At 63.8% G+C, this 26,882-nt stretch carries 24 protein-coding genes (1 of these 24 running past the window's edge); 17 read left to right on the top strand and 7 right to left on the bottom strand.

Annotated features, from left to right (window positions below):
- Nucleotides 1–127 precede the first annotated feature (127 nt).
- The gene (locus RHIBR816_RS0104820; protein ID WP_018235403.1) at nt 128–1,774 is read left to right on the top strand and encodes an AMP-binding protein; all 1,647 of its coding nucleotides are present in this window, start codon (nt 128–130) and stop codon (nt 1,772–1,774) included.
- A gap of 7 nt (nt 1,775–1,781) precedes the next feature.
- Here the strand turns inward: RHIBR816_RS0104820 and RHIBR816_RS0104815 are convergent, their stop codons facing one another.
- From RHIBR816_RS0104815 to secA, 3 genes are all read right to left on the bottom strand, one after another.
- Complete coding sequence (locus RHIBR816_RS0104815) at nt 1,782–3,056, bottom strand: GNAT family N-acetyltransferase (protein WP_018235402.1); 1,275 nt, start codon at nt 3,054–3,056, stop codon at nt 1,782–1,784.
- A complete protein-coding gene (locus tag RHIBR816_RS0104810) occupies nt 3,053–4,447 on the bottom strand; it encodes a lipopolysaccharide biosynthesis protein (RefSeq protein ID WP_018235401.1) in 1,395 nt (464 codons plus the stop codon). The genes RHIBR816_RS0104815 and RHIBR816_RS0104810 overlap by 4 nt, the downstream gene beginning before the upstream one ends.
- A 159-nt stretch (nt 4,448–4,606) precedes the next feature.
- Entirely contained in the window at nt 4,607–7,315 is a 2,709-nt protein-coding gene (secA, locus tag RHIBR816_RS0104805; RefSeq protein ID WP_018235400.1) for a preprotein translocase subunit SecA, read from the bottom strand.
- A 250-nt stretch (nt 7,316–7,565) separates the two neighbouring features.
- Here secA and RHIBR816_RS0104800 point away from each other — a divergent pair, with 250 nt between their 5' ends.
- The 6 genes from RHIBR816_RS0104800 (at nt 7,566) to RHIBR816_RS0104775 (ending at nt 11,911) form a co-directional block, all read left to right on the top strand.
- Entirely contained in the window at nt 7,566–8,420 is an 855-nt protein-coding gene (locus RHIBR816_RS0104800) for a peptidylprolyl isomerase (RefSeq protein ID WP_018235399.1), read from the top strand.
- Nucleotides 8,421–8,575: 155 nt separating this feature from the next.
- Nucleotides 8,576–9,817, top strand: coding sequence for a bifunctional glutamate N-acetyltransferase/amino-acid acetyltransferase ArgJ (gene argJ, locus RHIBR816_RS0104795; RefSeq protein ID WP_018235398.1), 1,242 nt, complete (start codon nt 8,576–8,578; stop codon nt 9,815–9,817).
- A 31-nt stretch (nt 9,818–9,848) separates the two neighbouring features.
- Nucleotides 9,849–10,658 (top strand): N-acetyltransferase, encoded by an 810-nt coding sequence (locus tag RHIBR816_RS0104790; RefSeq protein WP_034814924.1) that lies wholly within the window; start codon nt 9,849–9,851, stop codon nt 10,656–10,658.
- Between the two features lie 3 nt (nt 10,659–10,661).
- Complete coding sequence (mutT, locus tag RHIBR816_RS0104785) at nt 10,662–11,075, top strand: 8-oxo-dGTP diphosphatase MutT (protein WP_018235396.1); 414 nt, start codon at nt 10,662–10,664, stop codon at nt 11,073–11,075.
- 235 nt (nt 11,076–11,310) lie between these two features.
- Entirely contained in the window at nt 11,311–11,631 is a 321-nt protein-coding gene (locus tag RHIBR816_RS0104780; RefSeq protein ID WP_018235395.1) for a hypothetical protein, read from the top strand.
- A gap of 106 nt (nt 11,632–11,737) precedes the next feature.
- Nucleotides 11,738–11,911, top strand: coding sequence for a Flp family type IVb pilin (locus RHIBR816_RS0104775; RefSeq protein ID WP_018235394.1), 174 nt, complete (start codon nt 11,738–11,740; stop codon nt 11,909–11,911).
- Nucleotides 11,912–11,947: 36 nt separating this feature from the next.
- Here the strand turns inward: RHIBR816_RS0104775 and RHIBR816_RS0104770 are convergent, their stop codons facing one another.
- Nucleotides 11,948–12,847: a hypothetical protein gene (locus RHIBR816_RS0104770; RefSeq protein WP_018235393.1), complete on the bottom strand. Its 900-nt coding sequence runs from the start codon at nt 12,845–12,847 to the stop codon at nt 11,948–11,950.
- Nucleotides 12,848–12,905: 58 nt separating this feature from the next.
- On the opposite strand from RHIBR816_RS0104770, the gene RHIBR816_RS0104765 reads away from it, so the two are divergent.
- The 4 genes from RHIBR816_RS0104765 (at nt 12,906) to RHIBR816_RS0104750 (ending at nt 15,370) form a co-directional block, all read left to right on the top strand.
- On the top strand, nt 12,906–13,682 hold the full coding sequence (locus tag RHIBR816_RS0104765) for a ComF family protein (RefSeq protein ID WP_018235392.1): 777 nt from the start codon (nt 12,906–12,908) through the stop codon (nt 13,680–13,682).
- Nucleotides 13,683–13,727: 45 nt separating this feature from the next.
- Entirely contained in the window at nt 13,728–13,985 is a 258-nt protein-coding gene (grxC, locus tag RHIBR816_RS0104760; RefSeq protein WP_034815962.1) for a glutaredoxin 3, read from the top strand.
- 102 nt (nt 13,986–14,087) lie between these two features.
- Nucleotides 14,088–14,945, top strand: a complete 858-nt coding sequence (locus RHIBR816_RS0104755; protein WP_018235390.1) for a carbon-nitrogen hydrolase family protein — start codon at nt 14,088–14,090, stop codon at nt 14,943–14,945.
- A complete protein-coding gene (locus RHIBR816_RS0104750) occupies nt 14,942–15,370 on the top strand; it encodes a DUF1178 family protein (RefSeq protein WP_018235389.1) in 429 nt (142 codons plus the stop codon). Before RHIBR816_RS0104755 ends, RHIBR816_RS0104750 begins: the two co-directional genes overlap by 4 nt.
- A 19-nt stretch (nt 15,371–15,389) precedes the next feature.
- On the opposite strand, the gene ubiG is transcribed toward RHIBR816_RS0104750, so the two are convergent.
- Complete coding sequence (ubiG, locus tag RHIBR816_RS0104745) at nt 15,390–16,136, bottom strand: bifunctional 2-polyprenyl-6-hydroxyphenol methylase/3-demethylubiquinol 3-O-methyltransferase UbiG (RefSeq protein WP_018235388.1); 747 nt, start codon at nt 16,134–16,136, stop codon at nt 15,390–15,392.
- Between the two features lie 114 nt (nt 16,137–16,250).
- Nucleotides 16,251–16,796, bottom strand: a complete 546-nt coding sequence (locus RHIBR816_RS0104740) for a dihydrofolate reductase family protein (protein WP_018235387.1) — start codon at nt 16,794–16,796, stop codon at nt 16,251–16,253.
- Between the two features lie 307 nt (nt 16,797–17,103).
- On the opposite strand from RHIBR816_RS0104740, the gene RHIBR816_RS0104735 reads away from it, so the two are divergent.
- From RHIBR816_RS0104735 to clpB, 6 genes are all read left to right on the top strand, one after another.
- Entirely contained in the window at nt 17,104–18,378 is a 1,275-nt protein-coding gene (locus tag RHIBR816_RS0104735; RefSeq protein WP_018235386.1) for an aspartate kinase, read from the top strand.
- Between the two features lie 92 nt (nt 18,379–18,470).
- Complete coding sequence (gene ptsP / locus RHIBR816_RS0104730; RefSeq protein ID WP_018235385.1) at nt 18,471–20,738, top strand: phosphoenolpyruvate--protein phosphotransferase; 2,268 nt, start codon at nt 18,471–18,473, stop codon at nt 20,736–20,738.
- 84 nt (nt 20,739–20,822) lie between these two features.
- Nucleotides 20,823–21,905: a peptide chain release factor 1 gene (gene prfA, locus RHIBR816_RS0104725; protein ID WP_026186642.1), complete on the top strand. Its 1,083-nt coding sequence runs from the start codon at nt 20,823–20,825 to the stop codon at nt 21,903–21,905.
- Between the two features lie 7 nt (nt 21,906–21,912).
- A complete protein-coding gene (prmC, locus tag RHIBR816_RS0104720; protein WP_018235383.1) occupies nt 21,913–22,794 on the top strand; it encodes a peptide chain release factor N(5)-glutamine methyltransferase in 882 nt (293 codons plus the stop codon).
- Between the two features lie 334 nt (nt 22,795–23,128).
- Nucleotides 23,129–23,758, top strand: a complete 630-nt coding sequence (locus RHIBR816_RS0104715; protein ID WP_018235382.1) for a DUF4167 domain-containing protein — start codon at nt 23,129–23,131, stop codon at nt 23,756–23,758.
- 404 nt (nt 23,759–24,162) lie between these two features.
- On the top strand, nt 24,163–26,769 hold the full coding sequence (clpB, locus tag RHIBR816_RS0104710; RefSeq protein WP_018235381.1) for an ATP-dependent chaperone ClpB: 2,607 nt from the start codon (nt 24,163–24,165) through the stop codon (nt 26,767–26,769).
- A gap of 64 nt (nt 26,770–26,833) precedes the next feature.
- On the opposite strand, the gene RHIBR816_RS0104705 is transcribed toward clpB, so the two are convergent.
- Nucleotides 26,834–26,882 carry the 3' portion of a M23 family metallopeptidase gene (locus RHIBR816_RS0104705; protein ID WP_018235380.1) on the bottom strand. Its footprint extends 1,907 nt past the window's final position, so 49 of the gene's 1,956 nt are visible here — the last part of the coding sequence; its start codon lies off the right edge, out of view — the gene reads right to left on this strand; its stop codon occupies nt 26,834–26,836.

Below are 26,882 nucleotides of genomic sequence, written 5' to 3'. Positions count from 1 at the left end.
TCACTCTATCAGGCAAGGTGTCAGCGGACCTCGCGCCTGTTCCGAGTTCTCTTCAGCCCAAACCCATTGAATTCCACGGGGCGAAAGTGTTAGCTGCTGCGCTGCAGCAAACTCCACCGTCCGGGCCATGCTACCGAAGATCGATACATACGAAGACCTCTACCGCGAATTCCGCTGGCGGATTCCGGAGCGGTTCAACATCGGCGTCGCGGTCAGCGACGCATGGGCGGCGCGCGACCCCGAACGTGTCTGCCTCCAGCATTTCAGCCCGGATGGCGCGCATCATTCGTTGACCTATGGCGCCTTTGCGGCTCGCTCTTCGGCCTTTGCCGGCGGGCTTGCCGCGCATGGCATAAAGCCGGGCGATCGCGTCGCCATCCTGCTGCCGCAGGGGTTCGAGGCTGCGATCGCGCATGCGGCGATCTACAAGCGCGGCGCGGTGGCCCTGCCTTTGGCGCTGCTCTTCGGCGTCGAGGGGCTCAGCTATCGGCTTCAGGACGCGGGCGCGGCGGCGATCGTCACCAACCGCTTCGGCTACGAGCGGCTTCAGGCGATCCGGGGCGAATTGCCGGAGCTCCGGCTGGTGGTGCTGGCAGAGGACGAAGACCTGCCCGGCACGGTACGGTTCGACAGCCTCGCTGCGGGTGAGGGGCTTTTCGACACCGCCGAAACCGGACCGGACGATCCGGCGCTGATGATCTATACGTCCGGCACGACCGGGCCGCCGAAAGGGGCGCTGCACGGCCACCGCGTGCTGCTCGGCCATCTGCCGGGCTTCCAGTTCCACCATCATTTTCTTCCCGAGCCGGGCGACCGGATGTGGACGCCTGCCGACTGGGCCTGGGCCGGCGGCCTTTTGAATGCGCTGCTGCCGTCGCTCTACTTCGGCGTGCCGGTGGTTTCCTCTCCGGCGCAGAAATTCGATCCGCACATGGCCTTCCGCATCATGGAAGAGATGGATGTGCGCAACGCCTTCATTCCGCCGACGGCGTTGAGGCTCTTGAAATCGGTCGATCGACCGCTGGATCACTACAGGCTCAATTTGAGGACGATCGGCTCGGCGGGGGAAGCGCTCGGGCGCGAAACCTTCGAATGGGCGAAGGCTGCGCTCGGCATCGAAGTGAGCGAATTCTACGGCCAGACGGAATGCAACATCGTCATCTCGTCGGCCGCCGATCTCGGCGTCCTGAAGCCCGGCTCGATGGGCAAGGCGGCGCCGGGTCATGAGGTGGCGATCATCGACGGCGAGGGTCGCGTGCTGCCGCCCGGCACGACGGGCCAAGTGGCGGTCAAGCGCCCCGATCCGGTGATGTTCCTCGGCTATTGGCAGAATGAAAAGGCGACCGAGGCGAAGTTCATCGGTGATTGGATGACGACCGGCGATCAGGGCGTCATGGATCAAGAGGGTTACTTCACGTTTTTCGGCCGGGACGACGACGTCATCACCTCGTCCGGTTACCGCATCGGCCCGGGCGAAATCGAGGATTGCCTGGCGGGACATCCGGAGGTCCAGATGGCTGCGGCGATCGGCAAGCCGGACCCGATCCGCACCGAGATCGTCAAGGCTTACGTCGTGCTGAAGCCCGGTGTCGCCGCCAGCGACGAGACCGCGGCCGGGATCCGCGACTGGGTGAAGAACAGGCTCTCCATGCACGAATATCCGCGCGAGATCGAGTTCGTCGACAGCCTGCCGCTGACCACCTCGGGCAAGGTGATCCGGCGGCTCCTGCGGGAGAGGTCGGCTGCCGAGGTGGAGGCAGCGCGCGACCGCTGAAACCTGATCAGCGCCCCGCCAGCGCCCGTATCTTCTCGCGCAGCAGCCGCGCCATGTTGCGGGTGTTGCGGTAGAGGTGGAGCTGGGCTGCGACCTGGCGCACGTCCCGGTCGCGGTTCTGCTGCAGGCCGATCACCAGCGTGCCCATCTCCTCGCGCTCCTGCCAGAAACGGGCGATCATCGGATGATCGGGCACGGCGCAGGAATCGGAGCGGGCGATATTGGCGTCGTCGAGGTGCCATTCGGTGAGCTCGGCAAGCAGCAGCTTGCCCGGCGAATATTTCGCGTAGTCCTCGTTATAGGCGGTCTTCCAAGTATAGGCCTCGCCGGCCATCATGAGCACGACCATCGCGGCGATCGCCTTGCCGTCGAGATCGAGCGTGTGGATGCGCACGCTGTCGGCCTCGGCGAGATTGGTGATCGCTTCCCGCGCGAAGGCGGCGCGGAAGCGGTCCATGATCATGGCGCTGCGCTCGCGCCCCTTCCAGCCGGAAGCCTCGAGCGCCAGGAACTCTTCGAGCCGCCAGCGGATCTCCTCCGGCTGACGCGCGACGCTATAGGCGAGCCGGCCGCGTTTCTCGAGATTGTTCCACTGGCGTCTGAGTTCCTTGAGATGGGGGCGGCTGATCGCCTGGCGCAGATAGGTCGGCCCGTCGAGCAGGCTTTCGAGCATCGGCCGCTCGAAGGTGTCGGTGACGGTCAGCGGCAGGTTTTCGCCGATCGCGACGGCGCGGGCGAGCTGCGCGAACTTGCCCTTGAGCCGCACATCCGGGAGCACCAGCACCTGCGGCAGTCCGGAGGAGGGCGCGGCGAGCGCCGCGTAGAGGTTGCTGATCGTCTCGGCGGCGTCTTCCGCATCGAGAAGCGGCACGCCCAAGGGGCCGAAGGGATTGGACCAGCCGCGAATGATCGGCGCGCCGATCGAAAAGCCCGGCTTCTCGATCGAGAAGGGCATGAGGAAGCGCAGCCGGCTGCTGCGCTCGTTGTGGTCGCGGATGACGGCGAGGCGGATCACCCGGTCCTCCAGGCGCGGCATGGCCGGCGCCAGGAAGCGTCCGCTGAAGAAGACGTTCGGCTCGATCGCGCGGTTGGACAGGAAATCGAGCTCCCGCTGCAGCTCGTATCCGGACCGGGCCGGATAGATCGCGAGGTGGCGGCCCGGCCGCCCCACCGTCAAGGTCCGTTCGGCCTGCACCGGGTCGAGGCCGGGTTGCGCCAATCCGCCCAGCAGGCGGTTCGCCCTTCCGTTCGTATCTCCCGGGAACTGGATATTGCCGCTCATGGCTTGATCGCCTCGTTCTTGTCATGACCGCTGCTCGCGCCGGCAAGCGCCAGGAGCGTGAAGCCAAAGGTGTGTCTTACCGCGATGTGCAGGATGGCAGCTTCCGCGAACATCGCGCCCGCGGTCGCGGTCGCCGCTCCGGTCAGGCCGAAGAGCGGAACGAGCGTGACGTTCAGCGCGATATTGGCGCCGAGCGCGGCCGCATAGAGGATGACGCAGAGCTTTTGCCGGCCGGCCATGGTCAGCAGGGTCTCGGCGGGGCCGACAAAGGCCTTGGCGAGGATGCCGGCGAGCAGGATCGCCATCAGGGGCGCGCCGGCGGGGAAGGCGGGACCGAACAGCGACAGCAGCAGCGGACCTGACAGCACGACGGTGCAGCCGATTGCGAGCGACGGCCAGAAGGACCAACGCGCGCTCTCGATGGCGATTTCCGCCAGTTGCTGCCGGTCATCCGCGGCCATGGCCGCTGAAAAGCGCGGGCCGGCGGCGGCCTTGACCGCGAACATGACGAAATGGACAAGCGCCATGGTCTTTGCCGCGGCAAAATAGATCGCCACGTCGTCGGGCTTCAGATAGAGACCGACGATCACGACGTCGGAATTGGTGAGCAGGAAACCGAAACCGTCGACGAGGAATATCGGGATGGAGACGCGCAGCCAGCGCCCGAGTTCGATTTTCATCGGGCCTCGGACATAGTGCCGGTCGAGACGCCAGATCATCGCGGCGAATTGCCCGAGCGTGGTCACATAGGTTGCGGCAAGTGCTGCGGTCATGGCCGTCGGCGCGTCGTGCGGCAGGCCGGCGACTGTTGCCAGAACCATGAAGGCGAGGATCAGCAGCGGCCGCACGATGTAGGTCGGGCTCAAGGCCGCAATCGGCCAGCTATGGGCGCGCGCCGTGCCATCCATCACGTCGCCGAGCGCAATCATCGGCAGGGTGAAGAGGCCGAGATAGAGCGGCGTGAGATAGTAGCTTTCGATTGCCCCGCCGAAGAGCCACAGGCCGGCTGCTCCGATGGCGGCAAAGGCGCTTGCGGAAAGGAGCGCGAAGACGCGCGCGGTCGTCGTCAGGCCGCGGATTTCGGCGAGCGCGGCAGTGGTCGAGTATTCCGGCAGGAAGCGAATGACCGCCGCGTGCAGTCCGAGGCAGGACAGATTGCCGAACAGGACCGCCATCACCCAGACGAAGATGAAGATGCCATATTCGAACTCTCCCATCAGGCGCGCGAGAAAGATCTGTGAAACGAAGGCTATTGCGGCACTGAGGATGCGGATCGCAAAGGCGATCAGGGCCATGCGCTGCGCGCTGCTGCGGGCATCGGCGCCGGTAAGAACGGGCAGAAGCCGTAGCAGCGGAGGGGACAGGCGGTGCCTCAGCGCCGACGGCAGCATTCGTCCGGCCGTTTGACATACCGCCATCAACACGAAGACACCCTGAATTACGCAATACAGGGCCTCACTTCTGCCAGAACAGCGTTAACAAACGGTTCAGCAAGCCGTGCGGCTTGCAACTCGCCGGATATGAAAATGCCGCCCAGAGGCGGCATTTCGTCAGGCTTCGTAGGTTCCGTGGCAATGCTTGTATTTCTTGCCCGAACCGCAGGGGCAGGGCTCGTTGCGCCCGACATTGCCCCACGTGGACGGGTCGGCCGTGTTGCGCTTCGCCGGGGCAGCGGCAAGCAATTGCGACGCCTGCGCGAAATCGTCTTCGCCGGTAATCGGGTCGAAGTGATGGCCCTCCATCGGCGGCAGCGGCTGTGGCTCCTGCGGCGCCTCGCGCACCAGTTCGACGCGCATCAGCTGTGCCGACACCGCCTGCCTGAGATTGACGAGCAAAGCCTGGAAGAGCTCGAAGGCCTCCGACTTGTATTCCTGCAGCGGGTCGCGCTGGGCATAGCCGCGGAAGCCGATCACCGAGCGGAGATGGTCAAGGTTGACGATGTGCTCGCGCCAGAGGTGATCGAGCGTCTGCAGGACGACCGAGCGCTCGACATATTGCATGATTTCCGGTCCGAAGCGTTCCGCGCGCTCGGCGGCAGCCTTGTCGGCGGCGGCCGTGACGCGCTCCAGAATGTCGTCCTCGGCGATGCCTTCCTCGGCGGCCCAATCGGGCACCGGGAGTTCGAGATTGAGATACTGCTGGACGTCGGCCTTCAGGCCCTCCACGTCCCACTTCTCGGCATAGGCCCGCTCGGGGATGCGCTTGGCGACGATGTCCTCGATCACTTCGTTGCGCATGTCGGCGACGGTGTCGCTGACGCTTTCCGCGTCCATCAGTTCGAGACGCTGCTCGAAAATGACCTTGCGCTGGTCGTTGAGCACGTCGTCATATTTCAAGAGGTTCTTGCGGATGTCGAAGTTGCGCGCCTCAACCTTCTTCTGGGCGCGTTCGAGCGCCTTGTTGATCCACGGGTGGACGATCGCCTCGCCCTCCTTGAGCCCCAGCTTCTGCAGCATGCCGTCCATGCGGTCGGAGCCGAAGATGCGCATCAGGTCGTCCTGCAGCGACAGGTAGAACTTCGAGCGGCCCGGGTCGCCCTGACGGCCGGAACGGCCGCGCAGCTGGTTGTCGATGCGGCGGCTTTCGTGCCGTTCGGTCGCAAGCACATAAAGGCCGCCGGCGGCGAGCGCCTTCTCCTTGAGCTTCTGCACCTCCTCGCGGATTGCCTTTTCGCGCGCCTCGCGCTCCGGCCCGGGCTCGACCTCCGCCAGCTCCTGCTGGATGCGCATGTCCGGGTTGCCGCCGAGTTGGATGTCGGTGCCGCGGCCGGCCATGTTGGTGGCGATCGTGACGGCGCCCGGTACGCCGGCCTGCGCGACGATAAAGGCTTCCTGCTCGTGGTAACGGGCGTTCAGCACCTGGAATTTCGAGAAACCGCTCTTCTTCAGCATGTCGGCGAGCAGCTCGGATTTCTCGATCGAGGTGGTGCCGACGAGCATCGGCTGGCCGCGTTCGTGGGCCGACTTGATCTCGTCGATGATCGCCTTGTACTTCTCGCCCGCGGTGCGATAGACCTCGTCGTCCTCGTCGGCGCGCTGGATCGGCAGGTTGGTCGGCACTTCGACTACCTCGAGACCGTAGATATTGCCGAATTCCTCGGCTTCCGTCGCCGCGGTGCCGGTCATGCCCGCGAGCTTCCCGTACATGCGGAAGTAGTTCTGGAAGGTGACCGAGGCGAGCGTCTGGTTCTCGGGCTGGATCTGCACTTTCTCCTTGGCCTCGAGCGCCTGGTGCTGGCCCTCGGAGTAGCGGCGGCCCGGCATCATGCGGCCGGTGAACTCGTCGATGATGACGATCTCGCCATTGCGCACGATATAGTCCTTGTCGCGCGTGAAGAGCTTGTGCGCCTTCAGCGCGTTGTTGACGTGGTGGACGATCGCGACGTTCTCGATGTCGTAGAGCGACTCGCCCTTCAGCAGCCCGGCCTGGCGCAGCAGGTTCTCGAGCTTCTCGGTGCCATCCTCCGAGAAGTTGGCCGAACGCTGCTTTTCGTCGATCTCGTAATCTTCCGGTGCGAGCAGCGGAATGAAGTCGTTGATCGTGTTGTAGAGGTCGGACCGGTCGTCGAGCGGGCCGGAGATGATCAGCGGCGTGCGTGCCTCGTCGACCAGGATCGAGTCCACCTCGTCGACGATCGCGAAGAAGTGACCGCGCTGCACCATCTGCGCGCGTTCATACTTCATGTTGTCGCGCAGATAGTCGAAGCCGAGTTCGTTGTTGGTCGCGTAGGTGACGTCGCAGGCATAGGCGTCGCGGCGTTGCTCGTCGGTCAGCCCGTGGACGATCACGCCCGTCGTCATGCCGAGGAAGCCGTAGACGCGGCCCATCATGCCCGCGTCGCGCTGGGCGAGGTAGTCGTTGACGGTGACGACATGCACGCCCTTGCCGGCCAGCGCATTGAGGTAGACGGGCAGCGTCGCGACGAGCGTCTTGCCTTCGCCGGTCTTCATCTCGGAGATGGCGCGCTCGTGCAGGATCATGCCGCCGATGAGCTGGACGTCGAAGGGGCGCAGGCCGAGCACTCGGCGCGCCGCTTCGCGCACGACCGCGAAGGCCGGTACGAGGATGTCGTCGAGGGTCTTGCCTGCCTCGAGCTCTCGGCGGAACTCCGCCGTCTTCGCAGCAAGCGCTTCGTCGGTGAGCGCCTTCATGTCGGCTTCGAGAGCGTTGATCGCATCCACCCGAGCCTGGTAGCCGCGCACGCGGCGATCGTTGGCGGAACCAAACAACTTGCGGGCAAGGCCGCCGAGACTGACCATCCGAATGGTCCTTTCCTTTTTTATCGCCCTGGGGGTTTCAGGTCCCGGCTCGAAAAACCGTCTGACGCCGTGAAACGCCCGGAAACTGTTCTGGACGCGAGGTTGCGTGACAGATAAGAGGGGGGTCGGATTATGTCAACGCAATTGCGCGGCCGGCCGGCTACAGAACCGCCACATTGTGGTGCTGTGCAGCCCCTCAGGCAGGGCCGGAGGTAATCGCGCTGGCAGCCAATGGTGAAAGGTAAGAAACATGTCTAGATACAAGACCCTGGCGGCCGCGGCACTGGTCGCGATGATGGCGGCAGGCGTCGCCCGCGCCGAAGGGACCGATCCCGTCGTTGCAAAGGTCGGCGATCAGGAGATCCGCCAGTCGGAACTTGATCTCGCGATCACCAGCCTGGATCCGCAGCTCCAGCGCATGCCCGACGAGCAGAAGCGCGCAGCAGCCCTTTCCGCCGTCATCGACGTCAAGCTGCTCATCAAGGATGCCGAAAAGGAAGGCCTGCAGAACGACGCGATGTTCAAGCAGCGCGTCGCCTTCCTCACCGAGCGCGAACTTCATAATGCCTTCTTCAAGAAGCACGTCGTCGATGCGGTGACGAAGGAAGAGGTGAAGGCGCGCTATGACAAGGAAATCGCCGCCATTCCTGCGCAGGAAGAAGTGAAAGCCCGCCACATCCTCGTCAAGAGCGAGGACGAGGCAAAGGCGATCATCAAGGAACTGGATGCGGGCAAGAGCTTCGTCGAACTCGCCAAAGCCAAGTCCACCGATCCGAACAAGGACGACGGCGGCGACCTCGGCTACTTCACCAAGGGCCGGATGGTACCGGAATTCGAGACGGCCGCCTTCGCGCTCGAGAAGGGCACCTATACAAAGACGCCGGTCAAGACCCAGTTCGGCTTCCATGTGATCCTGGTCGAAGACAAGCGTCCGCAGGCACCGCCGGCGCTCGACCAGGTCGAGCAGCAGGTTCGTCAGCTCGTCATGCGCGACAAGTACCTTGCGCTGCTGGATGCCGCGAAAAAGGCGATTGCGGTCGACATTTCCGACCCGGCGCTGAAGAAGGCCTATGATGAGGCCGGCAAGGCGCGCGAAGCTCAATAAGCGTTCCGGGGTTTCCTGCGGGAAGAGCCCCGCGGCGGAGCGGAACGGAGGCGTTCGTCGACGCTCTCGCTTGCTGAAAAGACCAGGATGCCCGGCGGCTGAATGCCGTTCGGGCATTTCTCGCAACAATCCGAAGCTCTCAAACAGGGTTCGCCATGTCCGGTACCGTTTCTCCGCTCGCTCCGAAATCCTTTGCCGAAGTGCCGGCCCTTCGCGGTGTGCGCATGGCGACCGCCGCCGCGGGGATCAAGTACAAGAACCGCACAGACGTCCTGATGATGGTCTTCGACGAGCCAGTGGCTGTGGCCGGCGTGTTCACCCGCTCGAAATGCCCGTCCGCTCCGGTCGACTTCTGCCGCAAGAATCTCCCTGGCGGTCGCGCACGTGCCGTGGTCGTCAATTCGGGCAATGCCAACGCCTTCACCGGCAAAAAGGGGCGGGAGGCGACAGAGCTCACCGCGCAGTCCGCGGCCAAAGCCGTCGGCTGCAGCGAAGGCGAGATCTTCCTGGCGTCGACGGGCGTGATCGGCGAGCCGCTGGATGCCAGCAGGTTCGCCGGCGTGCTCGACGGGCTTGCGGTCTCGGCCAAGGAGGACTTCTGGTTCGAGGCGGCCAAGGCGATCATGACCACGGACACCTATCCGAAGGTGGCGACGCGCAGTGCCGAGATCGGCGGCGTCGCAGTGACGATCAACGGCATCGCCAAGGGTGCAGGGATGATCGCGCCGGACATGGCGACCATGCTTTCCTTCGTGGTGACCGATGCCGATATCGCTCCGGCGGCGCTCCAGGCGCTGCTTTCGGCCGGCGTCGGACCGAGCTTCAATTCCGTGACGGTGGACAGCGATACGTCCACTTCCGACACGCTGATGCTGTTTGCGACCGGCGCCGCGGCAAAGGACGGGCAGGCGAGGGTCGAGGATGCGGGCGATCCGCGGCTTCAATCCTTCCGCGCCGCGCTCAATGATCTGCTGCGCGATCTGGCGCTGCAAGTGGTGCGCGACGGCGAAGGCGCGCGCAAGATGGTGGAAGTGACCGTCGAGGGCGCCGAGAACGACGCCGCGGCCAAGCGCATCGCGCTTTCGATCGCCAATTCGCCGCTCGTCAAGACGGCCGTTGCCGGCGAGGACGCCAACTGGGGCCGGGTGGTCATGGCGGTCGGCAAATCCGGCGAGATGGCCGAGCGCGACAGGCTGGCGATCTGGTTCGGCGACGTGCGCGTCGCCGTCGAGGGCGAGCGCGATCCGACCTATTCGGAAGCGGCGGCGACAGCCGTGATGAAGGGCGAGGACATTCCGATCCGCGTCGATATCGGTCTCGGCCCGGGCCGGGCCACGGTCTACACCTGCGACCTGACCAAGGAGTATGTCGAGATCAATGGTGACTACAGAAGCTGATGCGGTCGCTCGCGGCGTCGAGGCTGTGGACATGATATCGGACGACAGACGGCCTCCGGTCGATGGCGGGGCGGTTGGAGTTAGCATGGTTGATCTTCCCAGTGTGCGGCGGCTGGAAGCGGTGGGCTTTCGCGCCTGGCCTGCGTCGACGGTTCTTTACGACGGTAGCTGGCTGATCCGGCTGACCGCCGGGCATCCGTCCAAACGGCTGAACTCGATCAATCCGCTCGATCCATCGGACTACCGCGACATCACCATACGGCTCGAGAAGGCGGCGCGGCGCTTTGCCGAGCACGCCCGGCCGCTCACCGTCCGCCAGACGCCGCTCACGCCGCCGCAACTCATCGCTTACATGGACGTCGAAGGCTGGGCATCTTTCAGCCACAGCCGGGTCCTGGAGCTCGATCTTGCGCAGGGCGAGCTTGGCGAGGGCATGGATCACCTGCCGATCAAGGACCTCGGCCGTTTCGTCGACGCCCGGATCCAGATCGGCAAGGAGGATCCGGCAATCAAACCGGCATTGACCGAAATCATCGCCGCGATCAAACCCGAATGCGGCCTGTTTCTTTTCGAGGATCGCGACATCGGGCCGACGGCCGTCTCGCTCGTCGTCCACGATAACGACCTTGCCGGCATCATGCAGTTCTCGGTCTCCGAATCGGTGCGGCGCCAGGGTGTCGGCAGGGCGCTGCTCGACGCGTCGCTGCGCTGGGCGCGGTTGCGCGGCGCGAAAAAGGCCTGGCTGCAGGTGGAAGCCGACAACGAGGCGGCGATCGCGCTTTACCGCAAGGCCGGCTTCACCGAGGTCTATCGTTACCTTTATCGCACGCCGGGGATCTGACGTATGGAAGCATCGGGAAAGCGGATCGTGCTTGTTGCAGCCTGCGCACTGGTCGATTCCGACGGGCGCATTCTCCTGGCGCAGCGGCCCGAAGGAAAGTCGCTTGCCGGTCTGTGGGAGTTCCCCGGTGGCAAGGTCGAGGCCGGCGAAACGCCGGAGGAGACGCTGATCCGCGAGCTCGAAGAGGAACTCGGAATCCGCACAAAGATCGCCTGCCTCGCGCCTTTGACCTTCGCGAGCCACAGCTACGACGATTTCCACCTGCTGATGCCGCTCTATGTCTGCCGGCGCTACGAGGGATTTGCCGAAGGGCGGGAGGGCCAGGTGATCAAATGGGTGCGCCCCAAGGCCCTGCGAGATTATCCGATGCCGCCAGCGGACGAGCCGCTGATTCCCTTCCTGATGGATTTGCTTTAGGTCGCCGCCCTACCTTACGAGAATTACGGGCGCTCGGGCGACAATCCGCCGCCATGCCGTTCAATTCCCCTAAATTCTAAGATTTATTAATCAAAAGTTTATCACCCTCCTCCACAATCGAGCCCATCAGTTTCGGCGCTCCGGTTATCCGGTTGCGCCGGTTCGAGCAGCAGTGGTGGGCGAAGCTTGGGAAGGGTGCGTCGCCCCCGCTCTCTGAGGTGTTTGTGAGGCTGGAATGGTGGACGAGGATTTCTGGAGGACAGTTCAGGACAAGGATCTGGTTTCGAGCCAGTCCCGCCGGACGGGCGTGCTCAATCTGTCGCTGCTGTTCGGAACGGCAGTGATCGCGCTGACGCTGATCCTGACGCCGATGCTTTCATCCAAGAGCGACAAGCGGATGCTCGCAAATACGCCGATCGATTACGACAATATTTCCACGGGCTCGATTCCTTCCGGCGGTACGGCCAAGCGCTACACCGTTCGCCGCAGCGTGCTTCAGGAAATGCCGGGTGCCGTCTGCATCATCGATGCGAACGGCAGCAAGAGCGGCTGCTGATTCGAGCGGATACGCGCGAGCCCGCGTCTTTCGCTCCCATTGACCAATCGACGGTCAACTGGTGTTCCTCGAGGGCGCCGGCGACCGTCACGGGGCCGGAGGACGCATGGACAAGTTGAGATCTCTCGTTCGCAGCCGAGATGGTGCGACCGCCGTCGAGTATGGTCTCATCGCGGCTTTGATTTCCGTCGGACTCCTCCTCGGTTTTCAGGGCTTCTCGAACGAACTGCAGAATGTGCTGACCCTCATCGCCGATGCGATCGAGAACTCCTGGGCCTAAACCAATCCTGAGCGAGGCAGGCAGAGGTGTCGCGGATCACGACGGCTTGCCCGGATCCTTGAGCGCGTGCTCTCGTACCCCAAGCGCCTCCGACAGCCTCTGCTTCGCCGAACCCGGCTTCAACGGCTTTTGCTGGCTTTCGTGCGGTGCCCAGCCCGAGACATATATAATCGAAAAGGTGGCGCGGATCCGGCCGTCCGGGTCGGAGAAGCGTTCCGCATAGATCTCGGCTGTTCTCAGGAAGAAACGCCGCGGCACGGGCCTGCGGCTTCGCGCTGCAAGCGGATTGGTCATGCCCATCGCCCTCAAGTCCTTGAGAAGCCCGAAGAGCGAACCGTAGCGAACCGTGTAGGTCTCGGCGTCCGCCACCGGCAGGGCGAAGCCGGCACGCTGCAGAAGCCCGCCCATGTCGCGCACGTCGGCAAAGGGAACCACCCGCGGGCTTGCTCCGCCGGTGAGTTCCGACTCCGCCGCCAGCAGGGCTTCGCGCAGCTCCTGCAGCGTGCCGCTCCCGGGGATCGCGGCAAGAAACAGGCCGTCCGGCCTAAGGGCACGACGCGCCTGAATGAACATGCCGGGCGTATCGTTGGTGAGATGCAGGGACAGCGGCGACACCAGCAGATTGAGAGACTGCACTTCGGCGGGGACGCGCTCGAGCGGGGCAAGGGTGACCGGTGCATCGGACGATCCGAAACCTTCGTCCGTTTCCACTCGTTCGATGGTGCCCACCTTGCCCGTTTCGGCGAGGCGAAGCGCCGTCGCGCCCGTGTAGCCGTGCAATTCCATCGCTTTGTCGAAATGCCGTTCCACGACGCTGACGCGGTCGGCCAGTTCCTGCGCGACGATGTCGAGAAGGAAGGCCGCCTTGGTGTCTCCGCCGTGGAGCGCGCGGCGGCGGTGCGCCTCGACGAGGCTCTGGTCAAAGATGATTTCCACGATACTCTCTCCGAAATCACGGATGCAAAGAAACCCAGAAGGGAACAAAGTCAACCTTATGGAACGGGCTGGTTGGAGAAATCGGGCAAGGCGTTGGCGATCGCTTCTCGGCGCGATTGGAGCTGCGGCGGTCAATCTCGTCTTTCCGCCAGTCTGCTGCGGATGCGGCCGGCTGACGGGCGACGCGCATGCGGTCTGTCCCTCCTGTTGGGCAGGGCTGCGCCTGATAGAGCGACCCTATTGCGAAATCCTCGGCACCCCTTTCGCCATCGATCCGGGCCGGGGTGCGGTTTCGCCCCAGGCGATCGCCAATCCGCCGGTCTTTGACCGGCTTCGTTCCGTTTCCCTTCACGAGGGAATTGCCCGCGATCTGGTGCACGGCCTGAAATATCGCGACCGCACCGATCTCGCAGCCATGATGGCCGAATGGATGATCCGGGCCAGCGATGGCGCCGTCGCGGCGGCGGACATCATCGTGCCGGTGCCACTCCATGCCTTCCGGCTCTGGCGGCGAAAGTTCAACCAGTCGGCGGAACTCGCGCGCTGCCTCTGCGAGCGCGCCGGCAAGCCCTATCGGCCGGAGGCGCTTCGGCGCGTCCGGCGCACCCGCCGGCAGGTCGGGCTCGGCGCGCGGGCACGCGAGGAGAATGTTCGTGGCGCCTTTGCCGTACCGGAAAGCGCCAGGGCCAGTATCGAGGGCAAACGCGTCGTGCTCGTCGATGACGTCTATACGACGGGCGCAACGGTCTCGGCCGCGGCGCGCGCGCTGAAGCGGGCGGGGGCCGGAGATGTCACGGTCTTGACCTTTGCAATGGCGATGCCCGAGACTATATGACGAAAGTGTCCGGCAACGATGCCGGTGAAGGAGCAATTCGAGACTATGGCTTCGGTCGTCATTTATACGCGTCAGTTCTGTGGCTATTGCGTGAGAGCCAAGCAACTTCTGGAGAGCAAGGGAGTCGATTTCGTCGAACACGACGCAACCCACGACCCGGCGCTTCGCCAGACGATGATCGAAAAATCCAATGGCGGCAGGACCTTTCCGCAGATCTTCATCAACGACGTCCCGGTCGGCGGGTGCGACGATCTGCATGCGCTCGATCGTGCCGGCAAGCTCGACGCGTTGCTCGCCGCCTGAGTTGGATGCCGTGCCCGAACGGGCTACGCTGTATCGTATGAAAATTGGAAGGCATGATCCGGGTCGCATCGGCCCGGTCCTTCGGCTCGGGAGAAGAGAGCGATGACGTTCAAGGCTGCGGCCGTCCAGATGTGCTCCGGCGTCGATCCCGCAAGGAATGTGGAAACGATGGCGAAGCTGGTGCGGGAAGCCGCTTCCGCGGGGGCCAGTTACATTCAGACGCCTGAGATGACCGGTGTCCTGCAGCGCGATCGGGCGGGGCTGCGATCGGTGCTGAGAGACGAAGCCAACGATCTCGTCGTTCGCGAGGCGGCGCGCCTTGCCGGCGAGCTTGGCGTCTATCTGCACGTCGGTTCGACGCCGATCGGTCTTCCGGACGGCAAGGTTGCCAACCGCGGCTTTCTGTTCGGACCGGACGGGGCGAAGATCTGCGATTACGACAAGATCCACATGTTCGACGTGGACCTCGACAACGGCGAGAGCTGGCGGGAGAGCGCCGTCTACCGGCCCGGCGCCACGGCACGGATGGTCGATCTTCCTTTCGGCAAATTGGGTTTCGCGATCTGCTACGACGTGCGCTTTCCGGAGCTCTTCCGCCAGCAGGCGGTCGCCGGCGCGGAGATCATGTCGGTGCCGGCCGCCTTCACGCGCCAGACCGGCGAGGCGCATTGGGAGGTCCTGCTCAGGGCCCGCGCCATCGAGAACGGCCTCTTCGTCATCGCCGCTGCCCAGGCGGGCCGGCACGAGGATGGACGGGAGACCTTCGGGCATTCGATGATCGTCGACCCTTGGGGCAGGGTGCTCGCCCAGGCCGGCCCGACCGGTGAAGCCGTCCTCGTCGCGGAGATCGACGTGGCCGCGGTCAGTGGCGCGCGGGAGCGCATCCCCAATCTCAAGAACGCCCGCGATTTCGTGCTCGATGAAGTGGTTGCGGCAGGGAAAGGGGGCGTGGCAGCTTGATCCGCTACAATCTCTCCTGTGACAATGGCCACGGATTCGAAGGCTGGTTCTCGTCGAGCGACGACTTCGACCGGCAGGCCAGGGATCATCTCGTCACCTGTCCCACCTGCGGTTCCGGCTCCGTCAGCAAGCAACTGATGGCGCCCACCGTTTCCACTGCACGCAAGAAGGAAGCACGGCAGGCCCTGGTCATGGACCAGGCGCAGAAGGAAACCATCGCCAAGCTGCGGGACATGGTGAAAACGATCCGTGCCAACGCCGAAGACGTCGGTGAGCGCTTCCCCGAGGAGGCCCGCAAGATCCACTATGGCGAGGCCGACCAACGTGGGTTGATCGGCAAGGCGACCGCGGAAGAGGCGACGGCGCTGCTCGAGGAAGGCATCGAGATCGCGCCGCTGCCGGTGCTTCCGGACGACACGAATTGATGGAGCTTTCTGGTCGCTCTCAAAGCGGCCGTCTGGCGACGATCATATAGTTGACGTCCATGTCCTTCGACAGGCTCCACTGATTGGCGAGCGGATTGAAGAACACGCCGGTGCGGTCGGTGACCTGCATGCCGCTGGCTTCGATCGGCTTTTCCAGTTCTTCCGGGCGGACCAGCTTGTCGTATTGGTGGGTACCGCGCGGTAGCCAGCGAAGCACGTTCTCGGCAGCGAAGATGGCAAGGGCTGCCGCCTTCAGCGTGCGGTTGATGGTGGCGACGAACATCAGGCCGCCGGGGCGAACCATGTGGGCACAGGTCGTCATGAAGAAGTCGACGTCGGCGACATGCTCGACGACTTCCATGTTGAGGACGATATCAAAACTCTCGCCGGAGTCGGCAAGAGCCTCGGCCGTCACAGCGCGATAATCGACGGTTACGCCGCTTCCCGACGCATGCGTCTTGGCGATGCCGATATTTTTTTCCGAAGCGTCAGCACCCAGCACGTCCGCTCCCATGCGTGCCATCGGCTCGGAAAGCAGCCCGCCGCCGCAGCCAATATCGAGCAGCCTCAGGCCTTCGAGGGGCCGCGGGCTCCTCGGGTCGCGGCCGAACTGTTCGCATACCTTGTCGCGGATATAGGCCAGGCGTACGGGATTGAACTTGTGCAGCGGACGGAATTTGCCGGTCGGATCCCACCATTCTGCAGCCATCGCCGAGAAACGGTCCACCTCGCCCTGGTCGATCGTCGTGCGTGCCGTCTCGCTCATCGGAGCCTCCTCGCGTTGCCGGGCGGAAGCATCGCGTCGGTCGCCGACCTTCGCCCGTCGAAACGTGAAGTCGGACGATCGACGCGCGTTGTCAAGGGTCGACGGCCGAACCGTTCAAGCGGCGGCCGGCTGGTAGTGCAGGATGACGACGCCGGACTTCAGCGGGCGGACATGGACGAGCTGCAGCTTCGTGCGTTCGGGAATGTTCTGAAAGAGCGGCGTACCTTGTCCGAGCAGCACCGGATTGATGCCCAGGCGGTACTCGTCGACCAGCCCCTTGGCGGTCAGCGTGGCAGCAAAATCGGCGCTGCCGAAGATGAAGATCGCCCCGCCATCGCGCTGCTTCAGGCGCTCGACCTCGGCGACGGCGTCGCCCGAGACGAGCGTTGTGTTGCCCCAGTCGGGGCTCTCGAGCGTCTTCGAGAAGACGAATTTCTCCGCACCGTTCATGAAGTTGGCGATGTCGCCTTCGGCCGTTGGCCAATAGGCGGCCATCATCTCGTAGGTGACGCGACCGAAGAGCAGGGTGCCGGCTTCCAATTGGGTCTCGCCGATATAGGCGGCAAGCTCGTCCTCGAAGACGAACCAGTCGATGTCGTGCCCCGGCGCCTCGAAGAACCCGTCGACGCTGACCATGTCCCACATGATGACCTTGCGCATTGTCCTTCCTCCCGTTGAGCATGGCCGCTCGACTTTCGCTGCGGCAATGGCTCCAGGATTGCAAAACTGAATCAATAATACAAGCGGTTTTATTATTGAAGCACTATGGATCCGACGCCCAAGTCTTCCTCTGCCCTCCCATTGCACGCCGCCCCCTGATCCGCTAAGAGACGCCGCGACTTTCTGCTCCGTGAAAACGGTGGCTGACCGATCTGCGAGAAGTCTCTTCAAAGCTTTTTGATCGTCAGGCGCCGGCGGGAGCGCTGTCGAGCGCAGGCGCGAAACATGATGGTACGGTAGAGGCGAAATGGCACGCATCGTGATGAAATTCGGCGGAACCTCCGTCGCGGATTTGAACCGCATCCACAACGTCGCCCGCCATGTGAAACGCGAAGTCGATGCCGGCCACGAGGTCGCGGTCGTCGTTTCCGCCATGTCCGGCAAGACCAACGAGCTGGTCGGCTGGGTCGAGAACATGCCGAAGGTCGCTGGTTCGAATGCCCCGTTTTATGACGCGCGCGAATATGATGCGGTGGTTGCCTCCGGCGAACAGGTAACGTCCGGCCTGCTGGCGATCGCCCTGCAGTCGATGGGCATCAACGCCCGCTCCTGGCAGGGTTGGCAGCTGCCGATCAAGACCGACAACGCCCATGGCGCCGCCCGTATCCTCGACATCGAGGGCGCCGATATCATCCGCCGCATGGGCGAGGGCCAGGTGGCCGTCGTCGCCGGCTTCCAGGGGCTCGGTCCGGACAACCGTCTGGCGACGCTTGGCCGCGGCGGTTCCGATACATCCGCCGTGGCGATCGCTGCCGCCGTCAAGGCCGATCGCTGCGACATCTACACCGATGTCGACGGCGTCTACACGACCGACCCGCGAATCGAGCCGAAGGCGCGGCGATTGAAAAAGATCGCCTTCGAGGAAATGCTGGAAATGGCCTCTCTCGGCGCCAAGGTCTTGCAGGTGCGCTCGGTCGAGCTCGCCATGGTGCACAAGGTGCGTACCTTCGTGCGCTCTTCTTTCGAGGATCCCGATGCGCCGGGCATGGGTGACCTCTTGAACCCGCCCGGAACGCTGATTTGTGATGAGGATGAGATCGTGGAACAGGAAGTCGTAACCGGCATCGCCTACGCCAAGGATGAAGCCCAGATCTCGCTGCGTCGCCTGGCCGACCGGCCGGGCGTTTCGGCTGCGATCTTCGGGCCGCTCGCCGAAGCCCATATCAACGTCGACATGATCGTCCAGAACATTTCCGAAGACGGCTCCAAGACGGACATGACCTTCACCGTGCCGTCCGGCGACGTCAACAAGGCGTTGAAGGTGCTCTCCGACAACAAGGAAAAGATCGGCTACGACGTTGTCCAGTCCGAGGCCGGTCTCGTCAAGGTCTCGGTCATCGGCATCGGCATGCGCAGCCATGCGGGCGTTGCCGCCTCGGCCTTCCGCGCGCTTGCCGACAAGGGCATCAACATCAAGGCGATCACAACCTCCGAGATCAAGATTTCCATCCTGATCGACGGTCCATACGCGGAATTGGCCGTTCGCACTTTGCATTCCGCCTACGGTCTGGATAAGAGTTAGACAGCAGGCATTCGATTTGGGATTCGCGGCCGGCAAAGCTCGCGCGTCCCATCACCTGCCGTCGTATATTCTTATTCGGGAGACCCTACGCGATGAGAGACCTTTCCGCGGGTCCGCGCGTTCTCCTCAAGCGGTTGCGCGAGCTCATGGCGGAACCGCTCGAGCCGCAGGAGCGCCTTGACCGGATCGTGCGCCAGATTGCGCAGAACATGGTCGCGGAAGTGTGCTCGGTCTATGTGCTGCGCTCCGACGGCGTGCTCGAGCTGTACGCGACCGAAGGTCTGAACAAGACCGCGGTGCACCTGGCACAACTGAAGATGGGGCAGGGCCTCGTCGGCACGATCGCCGCCTCGGCGCGGCCACTCAATCTCTCCGACGCGCAGGCGCATCCCGCCTTCACGTATCTCCCCGAGACCGGCGAAGAGATCTACCACTCGTTCCTCGGCGTGCCGATCCTGCGCACCGGGCGCGCGCTCGGCGTTCTCGTCGTACAGAACAAGGCGATGCGCAACTATCGCGAGGACGAGGTCGAGGCGCTTGAAACGACCGCCATGGTGCTTGCCGAGATGGTGGCGACCGGCGAGCTCAAGAAAATCACCAAGCCCGGCCTCGAACTGGACCTTTCACGCCCCGTCTCGATTGAAGGCAACAGCTATGGCGAAGGCATCGGCCTTGGCTATGTGGTGCTGCACGAGCCGAGGATCGTCGTCACCAACCTGCTCAACGAGGACACGGAGCACGAGCTGCAGCGTCTCGCCGAGGCGCTCGGGTCGCTGCGTATCTCGATCGACGACATGCTGTCCAGGCGCGACGTCTCGATGGAGGGCGAGCATCGCGCAGTGCTCGAAACCTATCGCATGTTCGCCCATGACCGCGGCTGGGTAAGGAAGCTCGAGGAAGCGATCCGCAACGGCCTGACGGCCGAGGCGGCGGTCGAGCGCGTGCAAAGCGAGACGAAGGCGCGGATGATCCGCCTGACGGATCCTTATCTGCGCGAGCGGATGCACGATTTCGACGACCTTGCCAACCGGCTGCTGCGCCAGCTCTCCGGCTATGGCGCCAAGCTCTCGGCCGCCGACTTCCCGACCGACGCGATCATCGTGGCACGCGCCATGGGTGCGGCCGAACTGCTCGATTATCCGCGCGAGAACGTCCGTGGCCTCGTGCTGGAGGAGGGCGCCGTCACAAGCCACGTGGTGATCGTCGCACGCGCCATGGGCATTCCGGTGGTCGGGCAGGCTGCGGGCGCCGTGGCGCTTGCCGAGAACCGCGATGCGATCATCGTCGATGGTGATGATGCGAAGGTGCACTTGCGGCCGGTCGCCGATCTGCAGCGGTCCTATGAGGAGAAGGTGCGCTTCCGCGCCCGCCGTCAGGCGCAATTCAGGGCGCTGAAAGACGTCGAGCCGCTGACGAAGGACGGCAAGCGCATCACGTTGCAGATGAATGCCGGGCTGCTGGTCGATCTGCCGCACTTGAACGAGGCGGGCGCCGAGGGCATCGGCCTGTTCCGCACTGAACTGCAGTTCATGATCGCCTCGACGATGCCGAAGGCGGAGGAGCAGGAAGCCTTCTACCGCAACGTCCTCAAGCAGACGGGCGGAAAGCCGGTGACGTTCCGCACGCTCGATATCGGCGGCGACAAGGTCGTTCCCTATTTCCGCGCGGCGGAAGAGGAAAATCCGGCGCTCGGCTGGCGTGCCATCCGGCTATCGCTCGACCGCCCGGGTCTTCTGCGCACGCAATTCCGGGCGATGCTGCGCGCCGCGGCCGGCGCCGAGTTCAAGCTGATGCTGCCGATGGTGACGGAGGTAGCGGAGCTCAAGGTGGCACGCGACCTCCTGCAGAAGGAGATCGAGCGGCAGTCGAAAATTGGCGAGCAATTGCCGCGCAAGCTGCAGTTCGGAGCCATGCTCGAGGTGCCGGCTCTGCTCTGGCAGCTCGACGAGTTGATGACGGAAGTGGATTTCGTATCGGTCGGCTCGAACGATCTCTTCCAGTTCGCCATGGCGGTCGATCGCGGCAATGCGCGCGTTTCCGACCGGTTCGACATACTCGGGCGGCCGTTCCTGAGGATGCTGCGCGACATCGTGCGCGCCGGCGAACGCAACAATACGCCGGTGACGCTGTGCGGCGAGATGGCGAGCAAGCCGCTCTCGGCCATGGCGCTGCTCGGCCTCGGCTTCCGGTCGGTATCCATGGCCCCGACCGCCGTCGGTCCGGTCAAGGCCATGCTGCTTGCGCTCGATGCGGACAAGCTGGCCGATGTCCTCAATGCCGCCCTGGACGATGTAAGATCCGAGACGCCGGTCCGCCAGCTTCTGGTCGATTTCGCGGCGGTGAACGGCATACCGGTATAGATTGATCGAGAGCGTCGTTGTCCCGTCTGGACCAGGTCTGGACGGGATGGATGCATTTGGAGTGACACTTGTTTGGGGTGAGAGTTGGCAAAGCTTCCCGTTGAAAAGATGCGCGAGCTCGAACGGCGGTTCGCAGAGATCGAGGCGCGGATGTCCGCCGGTCCCTCGGCCGATGTCTATGTGAAACTCGCGTCGGAATATTCCGAACTCCAGCCGGTCGTGACGAAGATCCGCGCCTACGAGAAGGCAACGGCCGAGTTTGCCGATATCGAGACCATGCTTGCCGACCGGGCGACGGACAGGGAGATGCGCGACCTCGCGGAGTTGGAAAAGCCCGAGGTCGAGGAGCGGATCGAAGCGCTTGAGCAGGAGATCCAGATCCTGCTCCTGCCGAAAGATGCGGCCGACGAAAAAAGTGCCATCCTCGAAATCCGCGCCGGTACGGGCGGCTCGGAAGCGGCGCTCTTCGCCGGTGACCTTTTCCGTATGTATGAGCGCTACGCCGCGGGCAAGAATTGGCGCGTCGAGGTGCTTTCGGCCAGCGACGGCGAGGCCGGCGGCTACAAGGAAATCATCGCCACCGTCTCCGGGCGCGGCGTGTTCTCGCGGCTGAAGTTCGAGTCCGGCGTCCATCGGGTGCAGCGGGTGCCGGAGACGGAAGCGAGCGGCCGCATCCACACCTCGGCGGCGACCGTTGCCGTCCTGCCGGAGGCCGAGGAGATCGACATCGAAATCCGGCCCGAGGATATCCGGATCGACACGATGCGCTCTTCCGGGGCGGGCGGCCAGCACGTCAACACCACGGACTCGGCGGTCCGCATCACCCATCTGCCGACCGGCCTCGTCGTCACGAGCTCGGAAAAATCGCAGCATCAGAATCGCGCCAAGGCCATGCAGGTGCTGCGCTCGCGGCTCTTTGACATGGAGCGTCAGCGTGCCGACAGCGAAAGGTCGGCGGACCGCAGGAGCCAAGTGGGGTCCGGCGACCGTTCGGAGCGCATCCGCACCTACAATTTCCCGCAGGGCCGCCTCACCGACCACCGCATCAACCTGACGCTCTACAAGCTCGACCGGATGATGGAAGGCGAAATCGACGAGGTCGTCGACGCACTGCTCGCCGACTACCAGGCAAGCCAGCTCGCCCTGCTCGGCGAGCGCCAGAATTGAGCCGGTGATGCCTGAGACACTGGACAGCGTTGTTGGCGAGAGCCGCGATCGGTTGAGGGCAGCCGGCATCCGGGACGCGGCGGTCGATGCCCGTCACCTGATTTCCGGTGTCCTCGGTCTGTCGCTTGCCGGCCTGATGGCGCGAGGAGGGGAGCCGGTCGATCCGGCAGATGCAGCGCGTATCCGTGCTGCCATCGAACGCCGCGCGGCGCGCGAGCCGGTCTACCGCATCCTCGGCGCGCGCGAGTTCCATGGACTGACCTTCAAGCTTTCGAAAGATACGCTGGAGCCGCGGCCGGATACCGAAACGCTGGTCGATTGCCTGATACCTCACATGCGGCGGATTGCCGCCAGGAAGGGAAGCTGCCGGCTGATCGATCTTGGAACCGGCACAGGGGCGATTTGTCTTGCCCTTCTCGCCGCAGTACTTGACGCGCGCGGCGTCGGTACCGATATATCTGAAGACGCCTTAGCAACGGCGCGGGAAAACGCGCAGAAGAACGGGCTGGCAGAACGGTACCAGACGCTTCGAAGCAACTGGTTCGAGGCGGTCGAGGGACGGTTCGACGTGATCGTCTCAAATCCGCCGTATATCCGTTCCAATGTCGTAACCGAGCTTGAGCCGGAAGTAAGATGCTACGATCCGGCCGCCGCCTTGGATGGCGGAGTTGACGGGCTTGATGCCTACCGTGCCATCGCTCTTGACGCCGGCCGCCATCTTGAAACGGACGGCGTAATAGGCTTGGAAATCGGTTTCGATCAAAAGCAGGCTGTAGCGGCGCTGTTCGAGGCGCAAGGCTTTCGCTTGCTCGACAGTTCGAAGGACCTCGGCGGCAACGACCGGGTCCTGATATTTGGGCAGGACGTCAAAGGCAGCCACGACCGTTGAAAAAATGCTGCACTCGCGTCTCTCTTTTCTCGAAGAGCAAAGAAAGGGCTTGGAATCCCCAAGGAAGCGGGCTAGTTTGCGGCCACGCACTGGGCAGAAGGTCATGGACCAAAGATTCGTTCCAGTATGACCTGGCCACGGGGATTGCTCTCAAGAAAGAGTTGCTAGGGTTCAACAGTGCCTTGTGCGGGTACCTGTTAATTTGACGTCAGCCGGCGCCGGGATCGCAAAACAGGCGATCTGCCGTGGCGCGTGTTTTCTCGGGCGCGGACCATCCGGCCGGGATTCGGAACCATATGATCATCATTATCAAGACAATTCAGGTGAATGGACTATGAGGCCAGGACAGCAGAACAAGCGCGGCCGTGGGCGGAACAACAACAACGGAAATAACAACAATAACAACCGCAAGGGATCCAACCCCTTGACGCGGACCTACGACAGCTCCGGCCCGGACGTGAAGATTCGCGGTACTGCCCAGCATATCGCCGAGAAATATTCAGCGCTTGCGCGCGACGCCCAGAGCTCCGGCGATCGTGTGATGGCGGAAAACTACCTGCAGCATGCCGAACACTACAACCGCATCATTGCGGCGGCGCAGGCCCAGATGCAGGACCGCTTCCAGCGCGAAGAGCGCCAGGACTACCAGGATCGCGATATCGACCGCGACCAGGACGATCTGGATCAGGTCTACGCCGAGCCGGCTGCGGCTGCTGTTGCTGCCGCCGCGGCGCCGGCCGTGAGCGAGCCGCAACCCGTGATCGACGGATCCGGCCCGCAGCCGGTGATCGAAGGCATGCCCGCCGAAGTCGCGATGGACGAGGAAACGTCGGCGGCTTCCGGCCGCTCGGCCTCGCGGCGCCGCAGCGCATCCCGGCCGCGGCGTCAGCCGCGCCGCAATGCCGCGGATGAGCCTGCGGCCGAAGAACAGCCGTCGGGCGACGCTCCGGCTCTGGCGGAATAGACGCCGAAACCACAAGATTATTCGTGATTTCGAAGCCCGGCCCGACGGCCGGGCTTCTTGCATGTCCGCCGCTACCCGACGCCGTTCCGCATTGCCGTCGCCTACAGCGCCGCGCGTCTTTTCAGACGCGCAAAGGACGCTGTAACACTTTGAATCTACGCATCGTGCTTCCCGAAATCGATTTCGATTTTCGGGCCGAAGCGCTAGGGCCGCAAGATTCGCGGAACGCCGCTTTCCGACGCCCTTTAATTTCCGGAAATATCGCCCCATATTCCGCTTCGAAGGCTTGATCCCGCGCAAGGCGGGGACGAGCTTGAAATGACAGGCTTGCCGAATGCGGGAGCCTGATCCTGAAACGCCGGCCGGTGCCACGGAGTGGGCTAGCCGGGCTATGGAGGCAAGACATGAATATCGAGAAATATTCCGAACGCGTCCGCGGTTTCCTGCAATCTGCGCAGACCCATGCATTGGCGGAAGGGCATCAGCAATTCACGCCGGAACACGTCCTGAAGGTATTGCTCGACGACGAACAAGGCATGGCGGCGTCGCTGATCGAGCGCGCCGGTGGTGATGCCCGCGAGGCACGTGCCGGCACGGCCGCAGCGCTGGCGAAGCTTCCGAAAGTGACGGGTGGCAGCGGTTCAGTCTACCTGTCGCAACCGCTCGCCAAGGTTTTCACGGCAGCGGAAGAGGCGGCCAGGAAGGCCGGCGACAGCTTCGTGACAGTCGAGCGCCTGCTTCTGGCGCTGGCGATCGAAAGCTCGGCCGCGACCGCATCGATTCTGACGAAAGCCGGCGTCACACCGACGAAACTCAACCAGATCATCAACGAGATCCGCAAGGGCAGGACCGCCGATAGCGCCAATGCCGAGCAGGGTTTCGATTCCTTGAAGAAATACGCGCGCGACCTCACCGAAGAAGCGCGGGACGGCAAGCTCGACCCGGTGATCGGCCGGGACGACGAAATCCGGCGCACGATCCAGGTGCTGTCGCGCCGGACCAAGAACAACCCGGTGCTGATCGGCGAGCCGGGCGTCGGCAAGACGGCGATTGCCGAGGGCCTGGCGCTGCGGATCGTCAATGGCGACGTGCCGGAGAGCCTCAAGGACAAGCGGCTAATGGCCCTCGACATGGGCGCCCTGATTGCCGGTGCGAAGTACCGCGGCGAGTTCGAAGAGAGGCTCAAGGCGGTTCTTAACGAAGTGCGCTCCGAAGAGGGCGAAATCATCCTCTTCATCGACGAGATGCATACGCTGGTCGGCGCCGGCAAGGCGGACGGGGCCATGGATGCCTCGAACCTCCTGAAGCCCGCGCTGGCGCGCGGCGAGCTGCACTGCGTCGGTGCGACGACGCTCGACGAATACCGCAAGCATGTCGAAAAAGATGCGGCGCTCGCCCGCCGGTTCCAGCCGGTGTTCGTCGAGGAGCCGACCGTCGAGGACACGATCTCCATCCTGCGCGGCCTCAAGGAAAAATACGAGCAGCACCACAAGGTGCGGATCTCCGATTCTGCACTGGTCGCCGCCGCGACCCTTTCCAACCGCTACATCACCGACCGTTTCCTGCCCGACAAGGCGATTGACCTCATGGACGAGGCGGCGTCGCGGCTCAGGATGCAGGTCGACTCCAAGCCTGAAGAGCTCGACGAGCTCGACCGGCGTGTCATTCAGCTGAAGATCGAGCGCGAGGCCCTGAAGAAGGAAACCGACGTCTCCTCGAAGGACCGCCTCGACAAGCTGGAGCTCGATCTGGCGGCGCTCGAGGAGCAGGCGGCGACGCTGACGGCGCGCTGGCAGGCGGAGAAACACAAGCTCGGGCGGGCCGCGGACCTCAAGAAGCAGCTGGACGAGGCGCGCAATGAGTTGCAGGTCGTCCAGCGGAAGGGTGAATTCCAGCGGGCGGGCGAGCTTGCCTATGGCGTCATCCCGAAACTCGAAAAGGAGCTCGCCGACGCGGAGAGCCAGGATGGTTCGAGCGCCAACGCCATGGTGCAGGAGGTCGTCACACCGGACAACATCGCCCATATCGTATCGCGCTGGACCGGCATTCCGGTCGACAAGATGCTCGAGGGCGAGCGCGAAAAACTGCTGAGGATGGAAGACGAACTCGCCAAATGGGTCGTCGGGCAGGGCGATGCCGTTCAGGCCGTCTCCCGTGCCGTCCGACGCGCCCGTGCGGGGCTGCAGGATCCGAACCGGCCGATCGGCTCGTTCATCTTCCTTGGGCCGACCGGCGTCGGCAAGACCGAGCTTACCAAGGCGCTTGCCCGCTTTCTCTTCGACGACGAGACGGCGCTGATGCGCATCGACATGTCGGAATACATGGAGAAGCACTCGGTCGCCCGGCTGATCGGCGCGCCTCCCGGCTATGTCGGCTATGAGGAGGGCGGCGCACTCACCGAATCCGTCCGCCGCCGGCCCTATCAGGTCGTGCTGTTCGACGAGATCGAGAAGGCGCATCCGGATGTCTTCAACGTGCTCCTGCAGGTGCTCGACGACGGACGCCTGACCGATGGCCAGGGGCGGACTGTCGACTTCAAGAACACGATGATCATCATGACCTCGAATCTCGGTGCCGAATACCTGACCGGGCTCGGTGAGAACGAGGACAGCGACGCGGTCCGCGACCAGGTGATGGAGGTGGTCAGAGCCGCCTTCCGCCCGGAATTCCTGAACCGGGTCGACGAGATCATCCTGTTTCATCGGCTGCGGCGCTCGGAGATGGGCGCGATCGTCGATATCCAGCTCGGAAGGCTGCGCAAGCTGCTCACGGAGCGCAAGATCACGATCGAGCTCGAGGACGAAGCGCGCGCCTTCCTTGCCGACAAGGGGTACGATCCGGCCTACGGTGCGCGGCCACTGAAGCGGGCGATCCAGAAATATCTTCAGGACCCGCTGGCGGAGAAGATGCTGCAGGGCGAGTTCCCGGACGGATCGACGATCAAGATCCTTGCCGGCTCGGACCGGCTGAACTTCAAGCGTGGCACGGCCGCTGCAAAGGAAGCCGCGTAATCTTGGTACTTGTATACAGAAGGCTGCATTGGGCGGCCTTCTGTATTGTCTTCATTGAAAAGATCTACTGACTTGCGACCTCGCTGGGGTCGTCCTTGCCCAGGAGTTCGTCG

The sequence above is a fragment of the Ensifer sp. BR816 genome, assembly GCF_000378985.1.
GTDB lineage: Bacteria > Pseudomonadota > Alphaproteobacteria > Rhizobiales > Rhizobiaceae > Sinorhizobium.
The sequence above is the reverse complement of the archived record's forward strand: the minus strand, read 5'-3'. Positions and strand labels throughout refer to the sequence as shown.

Coding starts and splice junctions, on each gene's coding strand:
- RHIBR816_RS0104810 (WP_018235401.1), bottom strand. CDS start 4,447: ATGCTGCCGTCGGCGCTGAGGCACCGCCTGTCCCCTCCGCTGCTACGG.
- ubiG (WP_018235388.1), bottom strand. CDS start 16,136: ATGAGCGAGACGGCACGCACGACGATCGACCAGGGCGAGGTGGACCGT.
- RHIBR816_RS0104815 (WP_018235402.1), bottom strand. CDS start 3,056: ATGAGCGGCAATATCCAGTTCCCGGGAGATACGAACGGAAGGGCGAAC.
- RHIBR816_RS0104755 (WP_018235390.1), top strand. CDS start 14,088: ATGACGTTCAAGGCTGCGGCCGTCCAGATGTGCTCCGGCGTCGATCCC.
- RHIBR816_RS0104765 (WP_018235392.1), top strand. CDS start 12,906: ATGGAACGGGCTGGTTGGAGAAATCGGGCAAGGCGTTGGCGATCGCTT.
- RHIBR816_RS0104820 (WP_018235403.1), top strand. CDS start 128: ATGCTACCGAAGATCGATACATACGAAGACCTCTACCGCGAATTCCGC.
- mutT (WP_018235396.1), top strand. CDS start 10,662: ATGGAAGCATCGGGAAAGCGGATCGTGCTTGTTGCAGCCTGCGCACTG.
- RHIBR816_RS0104715 (WP_018235382.1), top strand. CDS start 23,129: ATGAGGCCAGGACAGCAGAACAAGCGCGGCCGTGGGCGGAACAACAAC.
- ptsP (WP_018235385.1), top strand. CDS start 18,471: ATGAGAGACCTTTCCGCGGGTCCGCGCGTTCTCCTCAAGCGGTTGCGC.
- argJ (WP_018235398.1), top strand. CDS start 8,576: ATGTCCGGTACCGTTTCTCCGCTCGCTCCGAAATCCTTTGCCGAAGTG.
- RHIBR816_RS0104775 (WP_018235394.1), top strand. CDS start 11,738: ATGGACAAGTTGAGATCTCTCGTTCGCAGCCGAGATGGTGCGACCGCC.
- RHIBR816_RS0104780 (WP_018235395.1), top strand. CDS start 11,311: ATGGTGGACGAGGATTTCTGGAGGACAGTTCAGGACAAGGATCTGGTT.
- RHIBR816_RS0104735 (WP_018235386.1), top strand. CDS start 17,104: ATGGCACGCATCGTGATGAAATTCGGCGGAACCTCCGTCGCGGATTTG.
- grxC (WP_034815962.1), top strand. CDS start 13,728: ATGGCTTCGGTCGTCATTTATACGCGTCAGTTCTGTGGCTATTGCGTG.
- RHIBR816_RS0104740 (WP_018235387.1), bottom strand. CDS start 16,796: ATGCGCAAGGTCATCATGTGGGACATGGTCAGCGTCGACGGGTTCTTC.
- clpB (WP_018235381.1), top strand. CDS start 24,163: ATGAATATCGAGAAATATTCCGAACGCGTCCGCGGTTTCCTGCAATCT.
- RHIBR816_RS0104800 (WP_018235399.1), top strand. CDS start 7,566: ATGTCTAGATACAAGACCCTGGCGGCCGCGGCACTGGTCGCGATGATG.
- secA (WP_018235400.1), bottom strand. CDS start 7,315: ATGGTCAGTCTCGGCGGCCTTGCCCGCAAGTTGTTTGGTTCCGCCAAC.
- prmC (WP_018235383.1), top strand. CDS start 21,913: ATGCCTGAGACACTGGACAGCGTTGTTGGCGAGAGCCGCGATCGGTTG.
- RHIBR816_RS0104790 (WP_034814924.1), top strand. CDS start 9,849: ATGATATCGGACGACAGACGGCCTCCGGTCGATGGCGGGGCGGTTGGA.